Source organism: Halomonas sp. Y3, from assembly GCF_024137965.1.
Lineage (GTDB): Bacteria > Pseudomonadota > Gammaproteobacteria > Pseudomonadales > Halomonadaceae > Halomonas > Halomonas mongoliensis.
The window spans coordinates 1,680,705-1,695,834 of sequence record NZ_CP099975.1 but is presented as its reverse complement, the minus strand read 5'-3'; the positions used below and the strand labels follow the sequence as shown (position 1 = coordinate 1,695,834).

Annotated in this window: 15 protein-coding genes; 6 read left to right on the top strand and 9 right to left on the bottom strand. The window is 66.5% G+C overall.

Going from position 1 to position 15,130, the window contains the following annotated elements:
* Positions 1-117 precede the first annotated feature (117 nt).
* The 6 genes from leuS to NHL60_RS08040 all read left to right on the top strand — a co-directional run bounded on the left by leuS (position 118) and on the right by NHL60_RS08040 (position 6,231).
* A complete protein-coding gene (leuS, locus tag NHL60_RS08065) occupies positions 118-2,700 on the top strand; it encodes a leucine--tRNA ligase (RefSeq protein WP_253451230.1) in 2,583 nt (860 codons plus the stop codon).
* A 14-nt stretch (positions 2,701-2,714) separates the two neighbouring features.
* Positions 2,715-3,197, top strand: a complete 483-nt coding sequence (gene lptE, locus NHL60_RS08060; protein WP_253451227.1) for an LPS assembly lipoprotein LptE — start codon at positions 2,715-2,717, stop codon at positions 3,195-3,197.
* A gap of 10 nt (positions 3,198-3,207) precedes the next feature.
* Complete coding sequence (gene holA, locus NHL60_RS08055; protein WP_253451224.1) at positions 3,208-4,266, top strand: DNA polymerase III subunit delta; 1,059 nt, start codon at positions 3,208-3,210, stop codon at positions 4,264-4,266.
* 156 nt (positions 4,267-4,422) lie between these two features.
* Entirely contained in the window at positions 4,423-4,818 is a 396-nt protein-coding gene (locus NHL60_RS08050) for a PA2779 family protein (protein WP_253452079.1), read from the top strand.
* 85 nt (positions 4,819-4,903) lie between these two features.
* Complete coding sequence (locus tag NHL60_RS08045) at positions 4,904-5,809, top strand: PA2778 family cysteine peptidase (protein ID WP_253451221.1); 906 nt, start codon at positions 4,904-4,906, stop codon at positions 5,807-5,809.
* Positions 5,806-6,231, top strand: a complete 426-nt coding sequence (locus NHL60_RS08040; RefSeq protein ID WP_253451218.1) for a DUF488 domain-containing protein — start codon at positions 5,806-5,808, stop codon at positions 6,229-6,231. The genes NHL60_RS08045 and NHL60_RS08040 overlap by 4 nt, the downstream gene beginning before the upstream one ends.
* Positions 6,232-6,318: 87 nt before the next feature.
* On the opposite strand, the gene sthA is transcribed toward NHL60_RS08040, so the two are convergent.
* The 9 genes from sthA to NHL60_RS07995 all read right to left on the bottom strand — a co-directional run bounded on the left by sthA (position 6,319) and on the right by NHL60_RS07995 (position 14,866).
* The gene (gene sthA / locus NHL60_RS08035; RefSeq protein WP_253451215.1) at positions 6,319-7,710 is read right to left on the bottom strand and encodes a Si-specific NAD(P)(+) transhydrogenase; all 1,392 of its coding nucleotides are present in this window, start codon (positions 7,708-7,710) and stop codon (positions 6,319-6,321) included.
* A 149-nt stretch (positions 7,711-7,859) separates the two neighbouring features.
* A complete protein-coding gene (nqrM, locus tag NHL60_RS08030; protein WP_253451212.1) occupies positions 7,860-8,114 on the bottom strand; it encodes a (Na+)-NQR maturation NqrM in 255 nt (84 codons plus the stop codon).
* 14 nt (positions 8,115-8,128) lie between these two features.
* Positions 8,129-8,845 (bottom strand): FAD:protein FMN transferase, encoded by a 717-nt coding sequence (locus NHL60_RS08025; protein WP_253451209.1) that lies wholly within the window; start codon positions 8,843-8,845, stop codon positions 8,129-8,131.
* Positions 8,846-8,880: 35 nt separating this feature from the next.
* Positions 8,881-10,113 (bottom strand): NADH:ubiquinone reductase (Na(+)-transporting) subunit F, encoded by a 1,233-nt coding sequence (nqrF, locus tag NHL60_RS08020; RefSeq protein WP_253451207.1) that lies wholly within the window; start codon positions 10,111-10,113, stop codon positions 8,881-8,883.
* Positions 10,114-10,185: 72 nt separating this feature from the next.
* Entirely contained in the window at positions 10,186-10,803 is a 618-nt protein-coding gene (gene nqrE, locus NHL60_RS08015) for an NADH:ubiquinone reductase (Na(+)-transporting) subunit E (RefSeq protein ID WP_253451202.1), read from the bottom strand.
* Position 10,804: 1 nt separating this feature from the next.
* Positions 10,805-11,473 carry an NADH:ubiquinone reductase (Na(+)-transporting) subunit D gene (locus NHL60_RS08010; RefSeq protein WP_253451199.1) on the bottom strand — a complete coding sequence of 223 codons (669 nt, stop codon included), beginning with the start codon at positions 11,471-11,473 and terminating at the stop codon, positions 10,805-10,807.
* Between the two features lie 2 nt (positions 11,474-11,475).
* Entirely contained in the window at positions 11,476-12,291 is an 816-nt protein-coding gene (locus tag NHL60_RS08005) for a Na(+)-translocating NADH-quinone reductase subunit C (protein WP_253451196.1), read from the bottom strand.
* The gene (locus NHL60_RS08000; protein WP_253451193.1) at positions 12,291-13,517 is read right to left on the bottom strand and encodes an NADH:ubiquinone reductase (Na(+)-transporting) subunit B; all 1,227 of its coding nucleotides are present in this window, start codon (positions 13,515-13,517) and stop codon (positions 12,291-12,293) included. Before NHL60_RS08000 ends, NHL60_RS08005 begins: the two co-directional genes overlap by 1 nt.
* Positions 13,517-14,866: a Na(+)-translocating NADH-quinone reductase subunit A gene (locus NHL60_RS07995; protein ID WP_253451190.1), complete on the bottom strand. Its 1,350-nt coding sequence runs from the start codon at positions 14,864-14,866 to the stop codon at positions 13,517-13,519. Before NHL60_RS07995 ends, NHL60_RS08000 begins: the two co-directional genes overlap by 1 nt.
* Positions 14,867-15,130: the final 264 nt, after the last annotated feature.

Below are 15,130 nucleotides of genomic sequence, written 5' to 3'. Positions count from 1 at the left end.
TCCTTGCCTACCATTTAGACGACTTCCTGCCGGTAGTTCAACGTCTTGACGCACAAAGCGCCCCAGACCCCGACGCCGGACAAGCCCCGTTGACCCGCAAGGTACCCGTAGACAGCGATGGACGCACAGTACAAGCCCCAAGAGATCGAACGCGACGCCCAGCAGTTCTGGGAGAAGAACCAGTGCTTCAAGGCAGTGGAGGACGCCACTCGCGAGAAGTTCTACTGCCTGTCGATGTTCCCCTATCCCAGCGGCAAGCTGCACATGGGGCACGTGCGCAACTACACCATCGGCGACGTGGTCTCCCGCTACCAGCGCATGCAGGGCCGGAACGTGCTGCAGCCCATGGGCTGGGACGCCTTCGGCATGCCGGCGGAGAATGCCGCCATCCAGAACCGGGTACCGCCGGGCGAGTGGACCTACGCCAACATCGACTACATGCGCAACCAGCTCCAGGCGCTGGGCTTCGCCTACGACTGGAGCCGCGAGTTCGCCACCTGCGACGTGGACTACTACCGCTGGGAGCAGTGGTTCTTCACCAGGCTGGTGGAGAAGGGGCTGGTCTACAAGAAGATGTCCACGGTGAACTGGGACCCGGTGGATCAGACGGTGCTCGCCAACGAGCAGGTGATCGACGGCCGCGGCTGGCGCTCCGGGGCCCCGGTGGAGCGCAAGGAGATCCCGCTCTGGTTCCTCAAGATCACCGACTATGCCGAAGAGCTGCTGGCCGACCTGGACCGCATCGAGTGGCCCGAGCAGGTCAAGACCATGCAGCGCAACTGGATCGGCAAGTCCCGCGGCATCGAGCTTTCGTTTGACATCCAGGACGCCGACGGCATCCAGGCCGAGCCGCTCGCGGTCTACACCACCCGCCCCGACACCCTGTTCGGCGTGACCTATGTGGCGGTGGCCGCGGGCCACCCCCTGGCCAAGGCCGCCGCCGAGAGTAACGCCGACCTGGCCGCCTTCTGCGAGGAGTGTGCCAAGGGGGGCACCTCCGAAGCGGAGCTCGCCACCCGCGAGAAGAAGGGCATGCCTACTGGCCATGTGGCGGTGCATCCGCTGACCGGCCGCGAGGTGCCGGTCTATGTGGCCAACTTCGTGCTGATGGAGTTCGGCACCGGCGCGGTGATGGCGGTACCGGCCCACGACCAGCGCGACTGGGAGTTCGCCACCAAGTACGGCCTGCCCATCGAGGCGGTGATCGCCGACGCCGACGGCAAGGCCCCGGACCTCTCCCAAGGGGCCCATGACGACTACGGCACCCTGATTCACTCCGGGGAGTTCGACGGCCTGGACTTCGAGGCGGCCTTCGATGCCATCGCCGCCAAGCTCGCCGAGCTCGGACGCGGCGAGGTCAAGACCAACTTCCGCCTGCGCGACTGGGGCGTGGCCCGCCAGCGCTACTGGGGCGCGCCGATCCCGGTCAAATACGGCCCCGAGGGCCAGACCGTGCCGCTCACCGACGAGGAGCTGCCGGTCGCCCTGCCCATGGAGGTCACCGTGGACGCCACCGGCTCGCCGCTCAAGCGCATGCCGGAGTTCTCGGACCTGGGCGACGGCTGGGTGCGCGAGACCGACACCTTCGACACCTTCATGGAGTCCTCCTGGTACTTCGCGCGCTTCTGCTGCGCCGACAACATGGAGGCGATGCTCGACGCGCGCGCCGACTACTGGCTGCCGGTGGATCTCTACATCGGCGGCATCGAGCACGCCATCCTGCACCTGCTCTATGCGCGCTTCTTCACCAAGCTGATGCGCGACCTGGGCCTGGTCAACGTCGACGAGCCCTTCCAGCGCCTGCTCACCCAGGGCATGGTGATCGCCGAGACCTTCTACCGGGAGCTGCCCAGCGGCGGCAAGGAGTGGTTCAACCCCGCCGACGTGGAGGTCCAGCGCGATGAGAAGGGGCGCCCGATCAGCGCCGTGCTGATCGAGGACGGCGAGCCGGTGGTGATGGGTGGCATCGAGAAGATGTCCAAGTCCAAGAACAACGGCGTCGACCCCCAGTCGATGATCGACCGCTTCGGCGCCGACACCGTGCGCCTCTTCATGATGTTTGCCGCCCCGCCGGAGCAGTCCCTGGAGTGGTCCGACGCCGGCGTGGAGGGGGCCAGCCGCTTCCTCAAGCGCCTCTGGCGCCTGGTCAGCGAGCACCTGACCGCCGGCACCCCCGGCGAGCTGGACCGCGAGGCCCTCACCGAGGCCCAGCGCGAGCTGCGCCGCAAGACCCACGAGACCATCAAGAAGGCGGGCGACGACATCGGCCGGCGCACCACCTTCAACACCGCCATCGCCGCGGTGATGGAGCTGACCAACGCCCTGGGCCGCTTCGACGACGCCTCGCCCCAGGGGCTGGCGGTGGCCCGGGAGGCGGTGGAGGCCTGCGTGCTGCTGCTCGCTCCCATCACGCCCCACGCCTGCCACGCCCTCTGGGCGGCACTGGGCCACGCCGAGCCGGTGATCGATGCCCGCTGGCCCGCCGTCGACGAGGCGGCGCTGACCCGGGACACCATCGAGCTGGTGGTCCAGGTCAACGGCAAGCTGCGCGCCCGCCTCGAGGTGGCCGCCGACGCCGACAAGGGGACCATCGAGGCCCAGGCCCTCGCGGCGGAGAACGTCCAGCGCCACACCGAAGGCAAGACGATCCGCAAGGTGATCGTGGTGCCCGGCAAGCTGGTCAATATCGTGGTCTCCTGAGGAGGGCCAAGGGCATGCAGCGACGCACCTTTCTCACCCTGGGCCTGGCCGGCACCGCCGGCCTGGCACTCGCCGGCTGCGGCTTTCGCCTGCGCGGCTTCGACGATCCGTCCCCGGTGCTCGACGAGCTGGCCCTGGCCGGCCCGGACGGCGAGCTCTCCCGCCTCGCCCGGGAGCGCCTGGAGGCCGCCGGCACCCGGGTCCAGGAGGGTGCCGCCCTGCGCCTCAATCTGGGCGAGACGGAGATCCGCCGCCGCGGCCTCAGCGTGCTCGACTCGGGTCCCCGCGACGAGGAGATGACCCTCGTCGCCCCCTTCTCGGTCCAGCGCGCCAGGGATGGCGCCTACCTGCTCGACCAGCAGCGCCTGGAGGTCTCCACCCGCTATACGGTGAGCGACGCCGACCTGCTGAACCAGGAGGAGCTGCGCGAAGAGGCCCGCCGGGAGCTTCTCGACGCCGCCGTCCGCCAGCTCCTCGACCGCCTGCGCGCCCTGTGAAGGTGCTCTCTTGAAAGTCTTCCCCGACAAGCTGGCCGATGCGCTGGCCAAGAAGCTGCCGCCGGTGGTGATCGTCGCCGGCGAGGAGCCGCTGCAGCACATGGAGGCCTGCGACGCCGTGCGCGCCGCGGCCCGCGCTCGGGGCATCGAGGAGCGGGAGATTCTCCACGTGGAGGGCAACTTCGCCTGGGGGCGCCTCCACGAGGCCTCCGCCAGCCTCTCGCTGTTCGCCAGCGCCAAACTGATCGAGCTGCGCCTGGCCGGCAGCAGCCTCGGTCAGGAGGGCGCCAAGGCGCTGAAGGCCTATGCCGAGGAGCTGAAGGGCAGCGACAACGTGCTGCTGCTCGCCATGGGCAAGCTCGACTTCCGCCAGCAGAAGAGCGCCTGGTTCCAGGCGCTGGACAAGGCCGGCCTCTTCGTCCCGGTATGGCCGGTGGACCTCTCGCGGCTGGGCTTCTGGCTGCGGGACCGTGCGGGAAGGTACGGCCTCAACCTCGACCTGGACGCCGCCCGCCTGCTCGGCGAGCGCACCGAAGGCAATCTGCTGGCCGCCGACCAGGAGCTGCAGAAGCTCGCCCTGCTGCTGCCCCCGGGGGCCAGGGTCGCCCCACGTGACGTGGCCGGCGGCGTGGCCGAGAGCGCCCGTTTCGACGTCTTTACCCTGGTGGACGCCTGCCTCAAGGGAGAGCGCATCCGCGTGACCCGCATCATGGCAGGGCTGCGGGGCGAGGGGGTGGAGCCCCCCATCGTGCTCTGGGCGCTGACCCGTGAGCTGCGCACCCTGCTCTCCCTGCACCAGCACCTGGACCAGGGCCAGAGCTTCGAGCACGCCTGCAAGGCCCAGAAGCCCGCCATCTTCGAGAAGCGCCGCCCCGCCTACCAGCAGGCAATCTCTCGCCTGCCGGTGAAGCGCCTGCACAAGCTGCTGCTCTTCGCCCAGCGTCTCGACCTCGCCATCAAGGGGGCCGGCGCCCTGCACCCCTGGGACGGCCTGCACGACCTGGCGCTGACACTCGCCGGCGGCCGCGGCCTGCTCGCCGAGATGCCCGCCTCCTACCGGATCCCGTGAAAGCCCCAGGCGTTGATCGCCAAGGGCATGAAATCTCACACCATTTCATCCTATACTGTGCCGGTATCATCGTGACGCACACCCGTTCGCCAGGAAGCGACGCGTGGATCATCAAGGAGCCGGAAGCCCACTCGAAGAAGAAGGAACACCGACATGATGAAGAAGCTCTGCCGCTACCTGAGCCCGCTGCTGATCGCCGCCCTGATGCTGGGCAGCCTCCCCGCGGTCGCCGCTCCGGCCCCCGACGGCAGCGACCTGATCACCACCCAGGCGGCCCTGAACGCCGAGCGCGGCCAGGCCGATCGCGAGCGGATCCAGGAGATCCTGACCCGCAGCGACGTCCAGGAGCAGCTGGTCGCCCAGGGCGTTGACCCCGCCGAGGTCGAGGCCCGGGTCGCGGCGCTCTCCGACGCCGAGGCCGCCCAGATGGCCGAGCAGCTGGAGCAGCTGCCCGCCGGCGCCAGCGCCGTAGGCGCCCTCTTTGCGGTCTTCGTGATCCTGCTGGTCACCGATATCCTCGGCCTGACCAACGTCTTCCCCTTCACCCGCTGAGGGGAGTGCCATGATCGACTGCCCTGTCCGGCAGCCGGCGGCAGCACCTGCCAGGAACGCCCGCCCCGCGGGCGTTCTTGCGTTGATGCTGACGATCCTGCTGGTCGCCGGCTGTGCTGCCACGCCGCGCCTCCCCGAGTCCACCGAGCAGTCCCTGCCCCGCCAGCTGCTGCTCGATGAGGTCCCCTTCCATGCCCAGCGCGACTACCAGTGCGGCCCGGCATCGCTTGCCATGGTGCTCAATGACGGCGGCATCGATGTGGATGTCGACACCCTGATCCCCCAGGTCTTCCTGCCCGGCCGCGACGGCAGCGTGCAGCCTGAGATGCTGGCCACGGTGCGCCGCCACGGACGAATTCCCTTCCTGATCGACGGCCGCCTGGATGCCCTGCTGCTGGAGCTCGCCGCCGGGCATCCGACGGTGGTGATGCAGAACCTGGCGCTGCCCGCCTGGCCCATGTGGCACTATGCGGTGGCCATCGGCTTCGATCTCGACCGTGACGAGCTCACTCTCCACAGCGGGGAGGAGCCGCGCCGCATCGAGTCCTTCCGCCGCTTCGACGCCACCTGGGCGCGCAGCGAGCGCTGGGCCTTCGTGGCCCTCCCCCCCGGCGAGCTGCCGGTCGGGGCGCGCCCCCACCGCGCCATGGAAGCGATCAGCGACTTTGAACGCACCCAGGGGGTGGAGGCCGCCCTGCCCGCCTGGGAGGCGCTGGCCGAGCGTTTCCCAAGCCAGGGCATGGTGCAGTTCGGCCTGGGCAACGCCCGCCACGCCGGCGGTGACGCCGAGGGCGCCATTGCGGCCTTCGAGCAGGCGGTTGCAGCCGAGCCGGGGCTCGCCGTGGCCTGGCTCAACCTGGGCCTGGCCAGGCGCGGCCAGGGCGATACCGCCGGCGCCCGGGAGGCTCTGGAGCGCGCTGCCGCCCTGCCCGGTCACTGGCAGCCCCATGCCCACCGGGCCCTTGAAGACATCGAGGAGGCGTCCCCATGAGCTACGCTATCGTGATCAAGCGCATCTATCAGGCGGCCGAGGAGGACGATGGTGCCAGGGTGCTGGTCGACCGCCTCTGGCCGCGGGGCAAGAACGAGGCGAGTCTGGCGTTGACCGAGTGGTACCGGGACGCCTCACCCAGTCCCACCCTGCGCCGCCAGTACCACCAGGGTGATATCAGCGCCTTCGTCTTTGCCGTGCGCTATCGCGGCGAGCTGCGCGATGACCCTGCCCGGCTGATCCCGCTGATGCGCTATGCCCGCCGCGGCCGACTCACCCTGCTCACCGCCTCGCGGAACCTCGAGGCCTCCCACCTGCCGATTCTCCAGGAGGCGCTGCTGCGGGCGCTGCGGGAGGAGGATGCTGCGGACCTGGAAACCGCCTCGCCGCCCTGCTATGCCCATGAGCTGAAGGAACGCTGAGCCCCGCACCCTGAAACGACGAACCCCGCGGGGCGCGGGGTTCGTCTCAGCGTGTCTCTGTACAGAGGAGCCGGCGACAGAGCGGGTTCAGAACACCCGGTTCATGCCGTTCATGGCCGCGACGCGGTAGGCCTCGGCCATGGTGGGGTAGTTGAAGGTGGTGCTGACGAAGTACTTGAGGCTGTTGGCCTCCCCCTTCTGCTGCATGATCGCCTGGCCGATGTGCACGATCTCCGAGGCCTGGTCGCCGAAGCAGTGGATGCCGTAGATCTCCAGGGTATCCTGATCGAAGAGGATCTTGAGCATCCCCACGGTATCGCCGGTGATCTGGGCCCGGGCGGTATCCTTGAAGAAGGCCTGCGCCACCTCGTAGGGCACCTTCTGCTCGGTCAGCTCGCGCTCGTTGCGCCCGAAGGAGCTGATCTCCGGAATGGTGTAGATACCGGTAGGCACCTCGGTGACGTAGCGAAACTCCTCGGCGAGCATCTCGCTGGAGGCGTTGAGCCCCTGATCGTAGGCGGCACTGGCAAGGCTCGGCCAGCCGATCACGTCGCCGGCGGCGTAGATATGCGGAATGGCGGTACGGTAGTGCTCGTCCACGGTGAGCTGACCGCGGCCGTTGGCCTCCAGGCCGATATTCTCGAGCCCGAGCTGGTCGGTATTGCCGGTGCGGCCGTTGGCCCACAGGAAGGCATCGGCGCGCAGCCGCTTGCCGGACTTGAGGTGTACGGTAACCCCTGACTCGTCTCCCTCGACGCGGTCGTACTCCTCGTTGTGGCGAATCAGCACCCCATGCTTGCGCAGGTGATAGGAGAGCGCGTCGGAGATCTCGTCGTCCAGGAAGGAGAGCAGGCTGTCGCGGTTGTTGATCAGGTCGACCTTGACGCCCAGCCCCGAGAAGATCGACGCGTATTCGCAGCCGATGACCCCGGCGCCGAAGATGATCAGGGTGCGCGGCGTATGGCTGAGGCTGAGGATGGTATCCGAGCAGTAGATGCGCGGATGGCGGAAGTTGATATCCGCCGGCCGATAGGGGCGTGAGCCTGTGGCGATGATGATCTTCTCGGCCACCAGCTCATCCATGCCCTCATGGTTGTCGCGGACCAGCAGGGTGTGCTCGTCCTTGAACCGGGCCACGCCGCTGAACAGGTCGATGCGGTTGCGGGAGTAGAAGTTGGTGCGCATCGCCACCTGCTGGTCGATGGTGGCCCGGGAGCGCTCCATCACCTTGGGAAAGGAGAACCAGCGCGGCTCGCCGATATCACGAAACATGCGGTTGGTGTTGAACTGCATGATCTGCTTGACCTGGTGGCGCAACGCCTTGGAGGGGATCGTCCCCCAGTGGGTGCAGTTGCCCCCCACCAGATCCTGCTTCTCGACCACCGCCACGCGCTTGCCGTTCTTGGCGGCGTTGATGGCGGCGCTCTCCCCCGCCGGCCCGGTGCCGATCACCACCACATCGTAGTTATGGACTGCCATTGATCCTCGCGTCTCCTTGTTCGATATCGGTTACGAGGGGCGGGGGTCAAGGGCCCCAGCTGCCCTACCCCGGATCATGAGCCATCGCGCAGAATCTGCGCTCCTACTACTTGCTGGCGGCCTTGCCCCTTGCCCCTTGTTCCTACGCCTCAGCGCCGGGTGGCATCGTACCCCAGGTCGGCGCCGCGGCTCTCGTCGCTGCGGCGACGGGCGCTGCCGCGCTTGCGATTCTCCTCCTCGCACACCTCGTCCTTGCCGCCGCACACCTCACAGCCCTCCTTGAGGCCCAGCTGGTTGAGGCCGCCGCAGGAGCCGGCGATAGGCTTGCGCCCGAGGATCACCCCCACGGCCATGGCGGCCATGATCAGCAGCATGAAGACAAAAGCGATAATCCAGATGGTCATGTCGTTCTCCTCGCTCAGCGCTCGAGCAGGGGCTCGAGGCCGGCGCCAATATGTAGTGTGATGCCCCGTGGCGTGAGGACAACAACCCGGGCCGGCTGTTCCATGGCCGCCTCCAGGGGAGAGGCCAGCAGCTCCCGGGCCAGATGGTCCGCCGCCTCGGCGCTCTCGGCCACAACGCTGACGGCAAGCACCCTCGCCTCTCCCGGCGCATCCGCTTCGGGTCGCCGCGCGGCGCTGCGGGTAACCAGGGCGGCGCCCTCCAGCCGCAGCGCGGCGTCGGGAGCCGACGTAAGGCCGGTGCGCGGCAGTCGCACCCGCCAGGGGTGGCGCCCCGCCCTGCCCAGGGTGCGCTGGACGCCGCCCAGCTCGACCAGGGCGTGCTCCACGCCAAACTCGCCGAGCACATGGGCCAGGTGATCCACCGCCCGGGCCCGATAGAGCGACAGCAGGTCATCGGGCACCTGCGCTCCGGGCGGGCCCAGGACCATAGGCCATCCGGCAGCCAGCAGGTGCTGGAGCAGCTGGATGTCATTGTCGAGGCTTGCCAGTTCACCCTGGATGGCGGCCTCGACCAGGGCGGACTCGCCCGGGCCCAGGTCGCCATTCAGCGTGATGTGGTAGCCGCTGCCGAGGGCCACGCCCTCGAAAATGTGCCACTCTCCCTGCTGACGACAGCCCGCCAGCAGAAGCAGCGGCGTCAGCAGGGCGAATAGAAAGAGGGCTGGCCGCATGGCCAGCCCCGGGTGTCGCCTCGCGGCGAGGGAGATCATCCGCCAAAGTCGTCCAGCAGGATGTTCTCGGGCTCGACGCCCAGATCGAGCAGCATCTTGATGACGGAAGCGTTCATCATGGGCGGCCCGCACATGTAGTACTCGCAATCCTCGGGGGCCGGATGGTCCTTGAGGTAGTTCTCGTAGAGGACGTTGTGGATGAAGCCGGTGGGTCCATCCCAATTGTCCTCGGGCATCGGGTCGGAGAGCGCCAGGTGCCACTCGAAGTTCGGGAACTCCTCGGCCAGCTGGTCGTACTCGTCGTTGTAGAAGGTCTCGCGCCAGGAGCGCGCGCCATACCAGAACGAGATCTTGCGCTTGGACTTGAGGCGCTTGAGCTGATCGAAGATGTGGCTGCGCATCGGCGCCATGCCCGCACCGCCGCCGACGAAGACCATCTCGGCATCGGTGTCCTTGGCGAAGAACTCGCCGAAGGGACCCATCACGGTGACCTTGTCACCCGGCTTCAGGCTGAAGACGTAGGTGGACATCAGGCCCGGCGGATGGTTGGTGTTGGGCGGCGGCGTGGCGATCCGGATATTGAACTTGAGGATGCCCTTCTCTTCCGGATAGTTCGCCATGGAGTAGGCGCGGATGACTTCCTCGTTGTTCTTGTGGGAGATCTTGTAGAGATCGAACTTCTCCCAGTCGCCCCGGTACTCCTCCTCGATATCGAAATCCTTGAAGGAGATATCGTAGGGCGGCGCCACCAGCTGCACGTAGCCGCCGGCGCGGAAGTCGACGTTCTCGCCCTCGGGCAGCTTGAGGTTGAGCTCCTTGATGAAGGTGGCGACGTTGGGGTTGGCGATGACCTCGCACTCCCACTTCTTGACGCCGAAGACCTCCTCGGGCACCTCGACCTTCATGTCCTGCTTCACCGGCACCTGACAGGAGAGGCGCCAGCCCTCCTTCTTCTCGCGCATGGTGAAGTGGGACTCCTCGGTGGGCAGGATGGCACCGCCACCCTCTTCCACGCGGCACTTGCACTGGGCGCAGGAGCCGCCCCCGCCGCAGGCGGAGGAGAGGAAGATGCCGTTGGCGGCCAGGGTGTTGAGCAGCTTGCCGCCGGCCTGGGTGGTCAGGGTGTGCTCGGGGTCGCCGTTGACCTCGATGGTCACGTCCCCGGTGCTGACGAGCTTGCTGCGCGCGGCCAGGATCACCAGGGTCAGACCGATGACGACCAGGGTGAACATGACCACACCGAGCAAGATGACTGTTGTATCAACCATGTCGGTTTCCTATTGCTAGACGTTGCCTGGTGCCCGGCGGCGCGCTGCGCCGCCGGGTGAACTCGAGCGGCCTCAGAGCTGGATGCCGGAGAAGGACATGAAGCCCAGCGACATCAGACCCACGGTGATGAAGGTGATGCCCAGGCCCTGGAGAGAGCCGGGAACGTCGCTGTACTTCAGTTTTTCGCGGATACCCGCCAGGGCGGTGATGGCCAGCGCCCAGCCGACGCCGGAGCCGAGGCCATAGACCACGGATTCGCCGAAGTTGTAGTTACGCTCGACCATGAAGAGCACGCCACCGAGGATGGCACAGTTCACGGTGATCAGCGGCAGGAACACACCCAGGGCGTTGTAGAGCGCGGGCACGTACTTGTCGAGGAACATCTCGAGGATCTGCACCAGGGCGGCGATAACGCCGATGTAGCTGAGCAGGCCCAGGAAGGAGAGATCGATGTTCTCGGCACCGCTGATGCCGGTCCAGGCCAGCGCCCCTTCGGCCAGCAGGACGTTATAGATGACGTTGTTGACCGGCACGGAGATGGTCAGCACCACGATCACGGCGATGCCGAGGCCGAAGGCCGCGGAGACCTTCTTGGAAACGGCAAGGAAGGTGCACATGCCGAGGAAGAATGCCAGGGCCAGGTTCTCGACGAAGACCGAGGCAACGAACAGGCTCAGATAGTGTTCCATGTTACACCGCCTCCTTCGGTTCGGTGTTGTGCTTCATCTTGAACTCGTTCTCCTCGATCTGCTCCGGGTTGAAGCTGCGCAGCACCCAGATGATCAGGCCGATGATGAAGAACGCGGACGGCGGCAGCAGCAGCAGGCCGTTGGGTACGTACCAGCCACCGTTCTGCACGGTCTCCAGCACGGTGAAGCCGAAGACGCTGCCGGAGCCGAACAGCTCGCGGAAGAAGCCCACGGTCATCAGGATGAAGCCGTAGCCCAGGCCGTTGCCGATGCCATCGATGAAGGACATCTTGGGACCGTTCTGCATGGCGAAGCCTTCCGCACGCCCCATCACGATGCAGTTGGTGATGATCAGGCCAACGAACACCGAGAGCTGCTTGGACATCTCGTAGGCGAACGCCTTCAGCACCTGGTCAACCACGATCACCAGAGAGGCGATGATGGTCATCTGCACGATGATGCGGATGGACGAGGGAATGTGGTGCCGGATCAGCGACACGAAGAGGTTGGAGAAGGCGGTCACGAAGATCACCGCCAGGGTCATGACCAGCGAGACGCTCATGCTGGTGGTTACCGCCAGGGCGGAGCAGATGCCGAGCACCTGCAGCGCGATGGGGTTGTTCTTGAAGACTGGCGCCGTAAGGACGCTCTTGGTTGATGCATCCGCCATGATCAGGCTCCTTCCGCTTCGAGTTCGACGTCGGCGTCCTGGGCGTCTTCCTGATCGACGCCGCTGCGGAACTTGGCGAGATACTCGCCGAAGCCTTCCGGACTCAGCCAGAACTGCAGCATGTTGTTGACGCCATTGGCGGTCAGGGTGGCACCGGCGAGGCCATCGACCTCGTGGTCACCGCTGCCGCTGCCCTTGGCCACGCGAATGGCCGGGGTCAGCTCGCCTTCACCGTCGAACACCTGCTTGCCTTCCCACTGGGCCTGCCAGCGCGGGTTGTTGACCTCGGCGCCGAGCCCGGGGGTCTCGCTGTGCTCGAAGTAGGTGATGCCGACGATGGTGTTGCCGTCGCCTTCCACGGCGAGGAAGCCACGCATCAGACCCCACAGGCCCTGGCCGCGAATGGGCAGGATGATCTGGTCGGGGTTGTCGGTGTCGCCGACGAGATAGACGGTGGCGTAGTTCTCGACGCGGGAGAGGCCGGCCGGATCGCGCTCGCCGGAGAGGGTGCGGGAGGCGGCCGGATCGCGGCGGGACTCGAAGCCGTCGAAGGTCTCCGGGTCGTGACGATCGGAGTACTCGCCGGTCGCGAGGTTGACGACACGCGGGGTGATTTCCCGGAAGGCCGCCTCCACGTCCATGCCGCGCTCATAGAGGTTGGCCACACGCAGGATGTTGGTCTTGCGGTCCAGCTCCTGGTTGAGCTGCTGCATGGGACGCAGCGCCACCGCGGCGGTGGAGACGATGACCGAACACACGATACAAAGTGCGAACGCCACCGTCAGGATCTTCTTGATGGAGTTGTTGCTCTGTGCCATCAGGCAGTCTCCTCGGCCGGTGCACCGGTGCGCAGCTTACGGCGCTTGATGTTGGCCTGAACAAAGAAGTGATCGATGAGCGGCGCGAACAGGTTGGCGAAGAGGATCGCCAGCATGATGCCTTCCGGGAAGGCCGGGTTCACGACGCGGATCAGCACGGTCATCACGCCGATCAGCGCACCGAACAGCAGGCGGCCGTTGTTGGTCATGGCGGCAGACACCGGGTCGGTGGCCATGAACACCATGCCGAAGGCGAAGCCGCCGATCACCAGGTGCCAGTACCAGGGCATGGCGAACATCGGGTTGGTGTCGGAGCCGATCAGGTTGAAGAGCGCGCTGGTCGCTACCATGCCGAGGAAGACCCCAAGCATGATTCGCCAGGAGGCGATGCGTGTCCAGAGCAGTACCGCTGCCCCGATGAAGATGGCCAGGGTCGAGACCTCACCCACGGAGCCCGGGATGAAGCCCAGGAAGGCGTCCCACCAGCTGTAGGTGCTGGTCAGGGCGGCCATGCCGTCCTGGAAGGCGATGGAGAGCGCGGTCGCGCCGGTGTAGCCGTCGGCTGCCACCCATACCGCATCACCGGAGATCTGCGCCGGGTACGCGAAGTAGAGGAAGGCGCGGCCGGTGAGCGCCGGGTTGAGGAAGTTCTTGCCGGTACCGCCGAAGATCTCCTTGCCGATCACCACGCCGAAGGTGATGCCGAGCGCCACCTGCCACAGCGGGATGGTGGCCGGCAGGATCAGGGCGTAGAGCACGGAGGTGACGAAGAAGCCTTCGTTGACCTCGTGGCCGCGCTTGACGGCAAACAGCACTTCCCAGAAGCCGCCGACCGCGAAGGTCACCAGATAGATCGGCAGGAAGTAGGTGGCGCCGAGCACGAAGTTGGCCCACAGGCTACCCGGATCGTGCCCGGAGGCCAGGGTCATCATGATCGCCTCGCGCCAGCCCGCCATGGAGGCATAGCCGTCGGCGATGGCGGAGTTGGCCTGCCAGCCGGCGGCCCACATGCCGAAGAACATCGCCGGGAAGGTGCACATCCAGACGGTGATCATGATCCGCTTGAGGTCCACGCCGTCACGCACGTGGGCGGTGGTCTTGGCCACGCTGGGTGGGGAGTAGAAGACCGTATCTACCGCCTCGTAGAGGGGATAGAACTTCTCGTACTTGCCGCCCTTGTGGAAGTGCGGCTCGAGATTGTCGAGTGTCTGTCGAATACCCATCATCAGGCCTCTTTCTCGATCGTGGTGAGGTTGTCACGCAGGATGGGACCGTACTCGTACTTGCCGGGGCAGACGTAGGTGCACAAGGCCAGGTCCTCTTCATCCAGCTCCAGACAGCCCAGATCCATGGCCGTCTCGATGTCACCGACAATCAGGGAGCGCAGCAGCTGGGTGGGCAGGACGTCCAGCGGCATCACGGTCTCGTAGGCCCCCACCGGCACCATGGCACGCTCGGAGCCGTTGGTGGAGGTGGTCGGCGCGTAGTCCTTGAGGCCGGTGAGCTTGGACAGGTAGATGCCCATCACCGAGTGGCGGTTCTTGCCCGGGGAGAGCCAGCCCATGAAGAGGCGCTTGTTGCCCTCTTCGAGGAGGCTGAACTGGCTGTGGAAACGCCCCAGGTAGCGCAGGCTGCCTTCGCAGGCGAAGCCGGAGAAGACAGAGCCGGAGATCACGCGGGTCTCCTCGGGTTCGACAACCTCACCGGCCAGAAGCTCCTCGGTGCTGGCGCCGATGCGGGTACGCAGCAGGCGGGGCTTCTCGGCGCGGGGGCCACCCACGGCGACGACGCGATTCATATCCAGCTTGCCCTCGGTGAAGAGCTTGCCGAAGGCGATGACGTCCTGATAGCCGATGTGCCAGACCCGCTTATGCAGGCCCACGGGCGACAGGTAGTGGATATGGGTACCCACCAGGCCGGCCGGATGCGGACCGGCAAAGGTCTGGGCCTGGACGCCGCTGATATTGCCGCCGGGCACGCTGCTGTCGGGGCCGGTGCAGAGGAACACCTTGCCTTCGGTCAGGCGAGCCAGCACCTTGAGGCCATCCTCGAAGGCCTGGGGCTGCTCGTTGATGACCTTGGCCGGGTCGGCGGCCAGCGGATGGGTGTCGATGGCGGTGACGAAGATGTCGGAGGGGACGCCATCGACGGCCGGGGTGCGCGAGTAGGGGCGGGTACGCAGCGCGGTCCAGAGGCCTGACTCGACCAGCTGGTCGACCACCGCCTGGCGCTCGAGGCTCTCGAGCGCCTCACGGCCGTGGGCCTTGAACTCGACGGCTTCCTCGGTCTCGTCGACCTTGATCACCACCGAGAGCAGGCGACGCTTCTCGCCACGGTTGATGGCGACCACCTCGCCCGCCGCGGGAGCGGTGAAGCGCACGCCATCGATCTTCTTGTCGGTAAAGAGCAGCTGGCCCAGCTTTACCTTGTCTCCCTCCTTGACCTCCATGGTCGGCTTCATGCCGACGTAGTCGGTGCCCAGGATCGCCACGTGACGCACCGGGCGCGCATCCTCGATGCGCTGCTCGGGCGCTCCCGTGATGGGGAGATCCAGGCCTTTCTTGACTTCGATCATAGTCTCGCCCAGTTGATGGATCGGATATACGAAGGAAAGGGGTTCGAATGGATTCGAATTATTGTGCTTTCAGTACGTTACCAGTCAGGCCCGGGCACTGCCCGAACCACCCCGAAAAATCCCCCGTATTATAAAGACAAGGCCGAGCCCTGACTACCTGAGCGAAGGTCGCAAGGGATGATCCATGGCAAGCGACGCAGTGTCGCAGCGGCTCGCCTCCCCCGCCCCAATGCGAAAACCCCCGCCGGACAGGTCCGGCAGGGG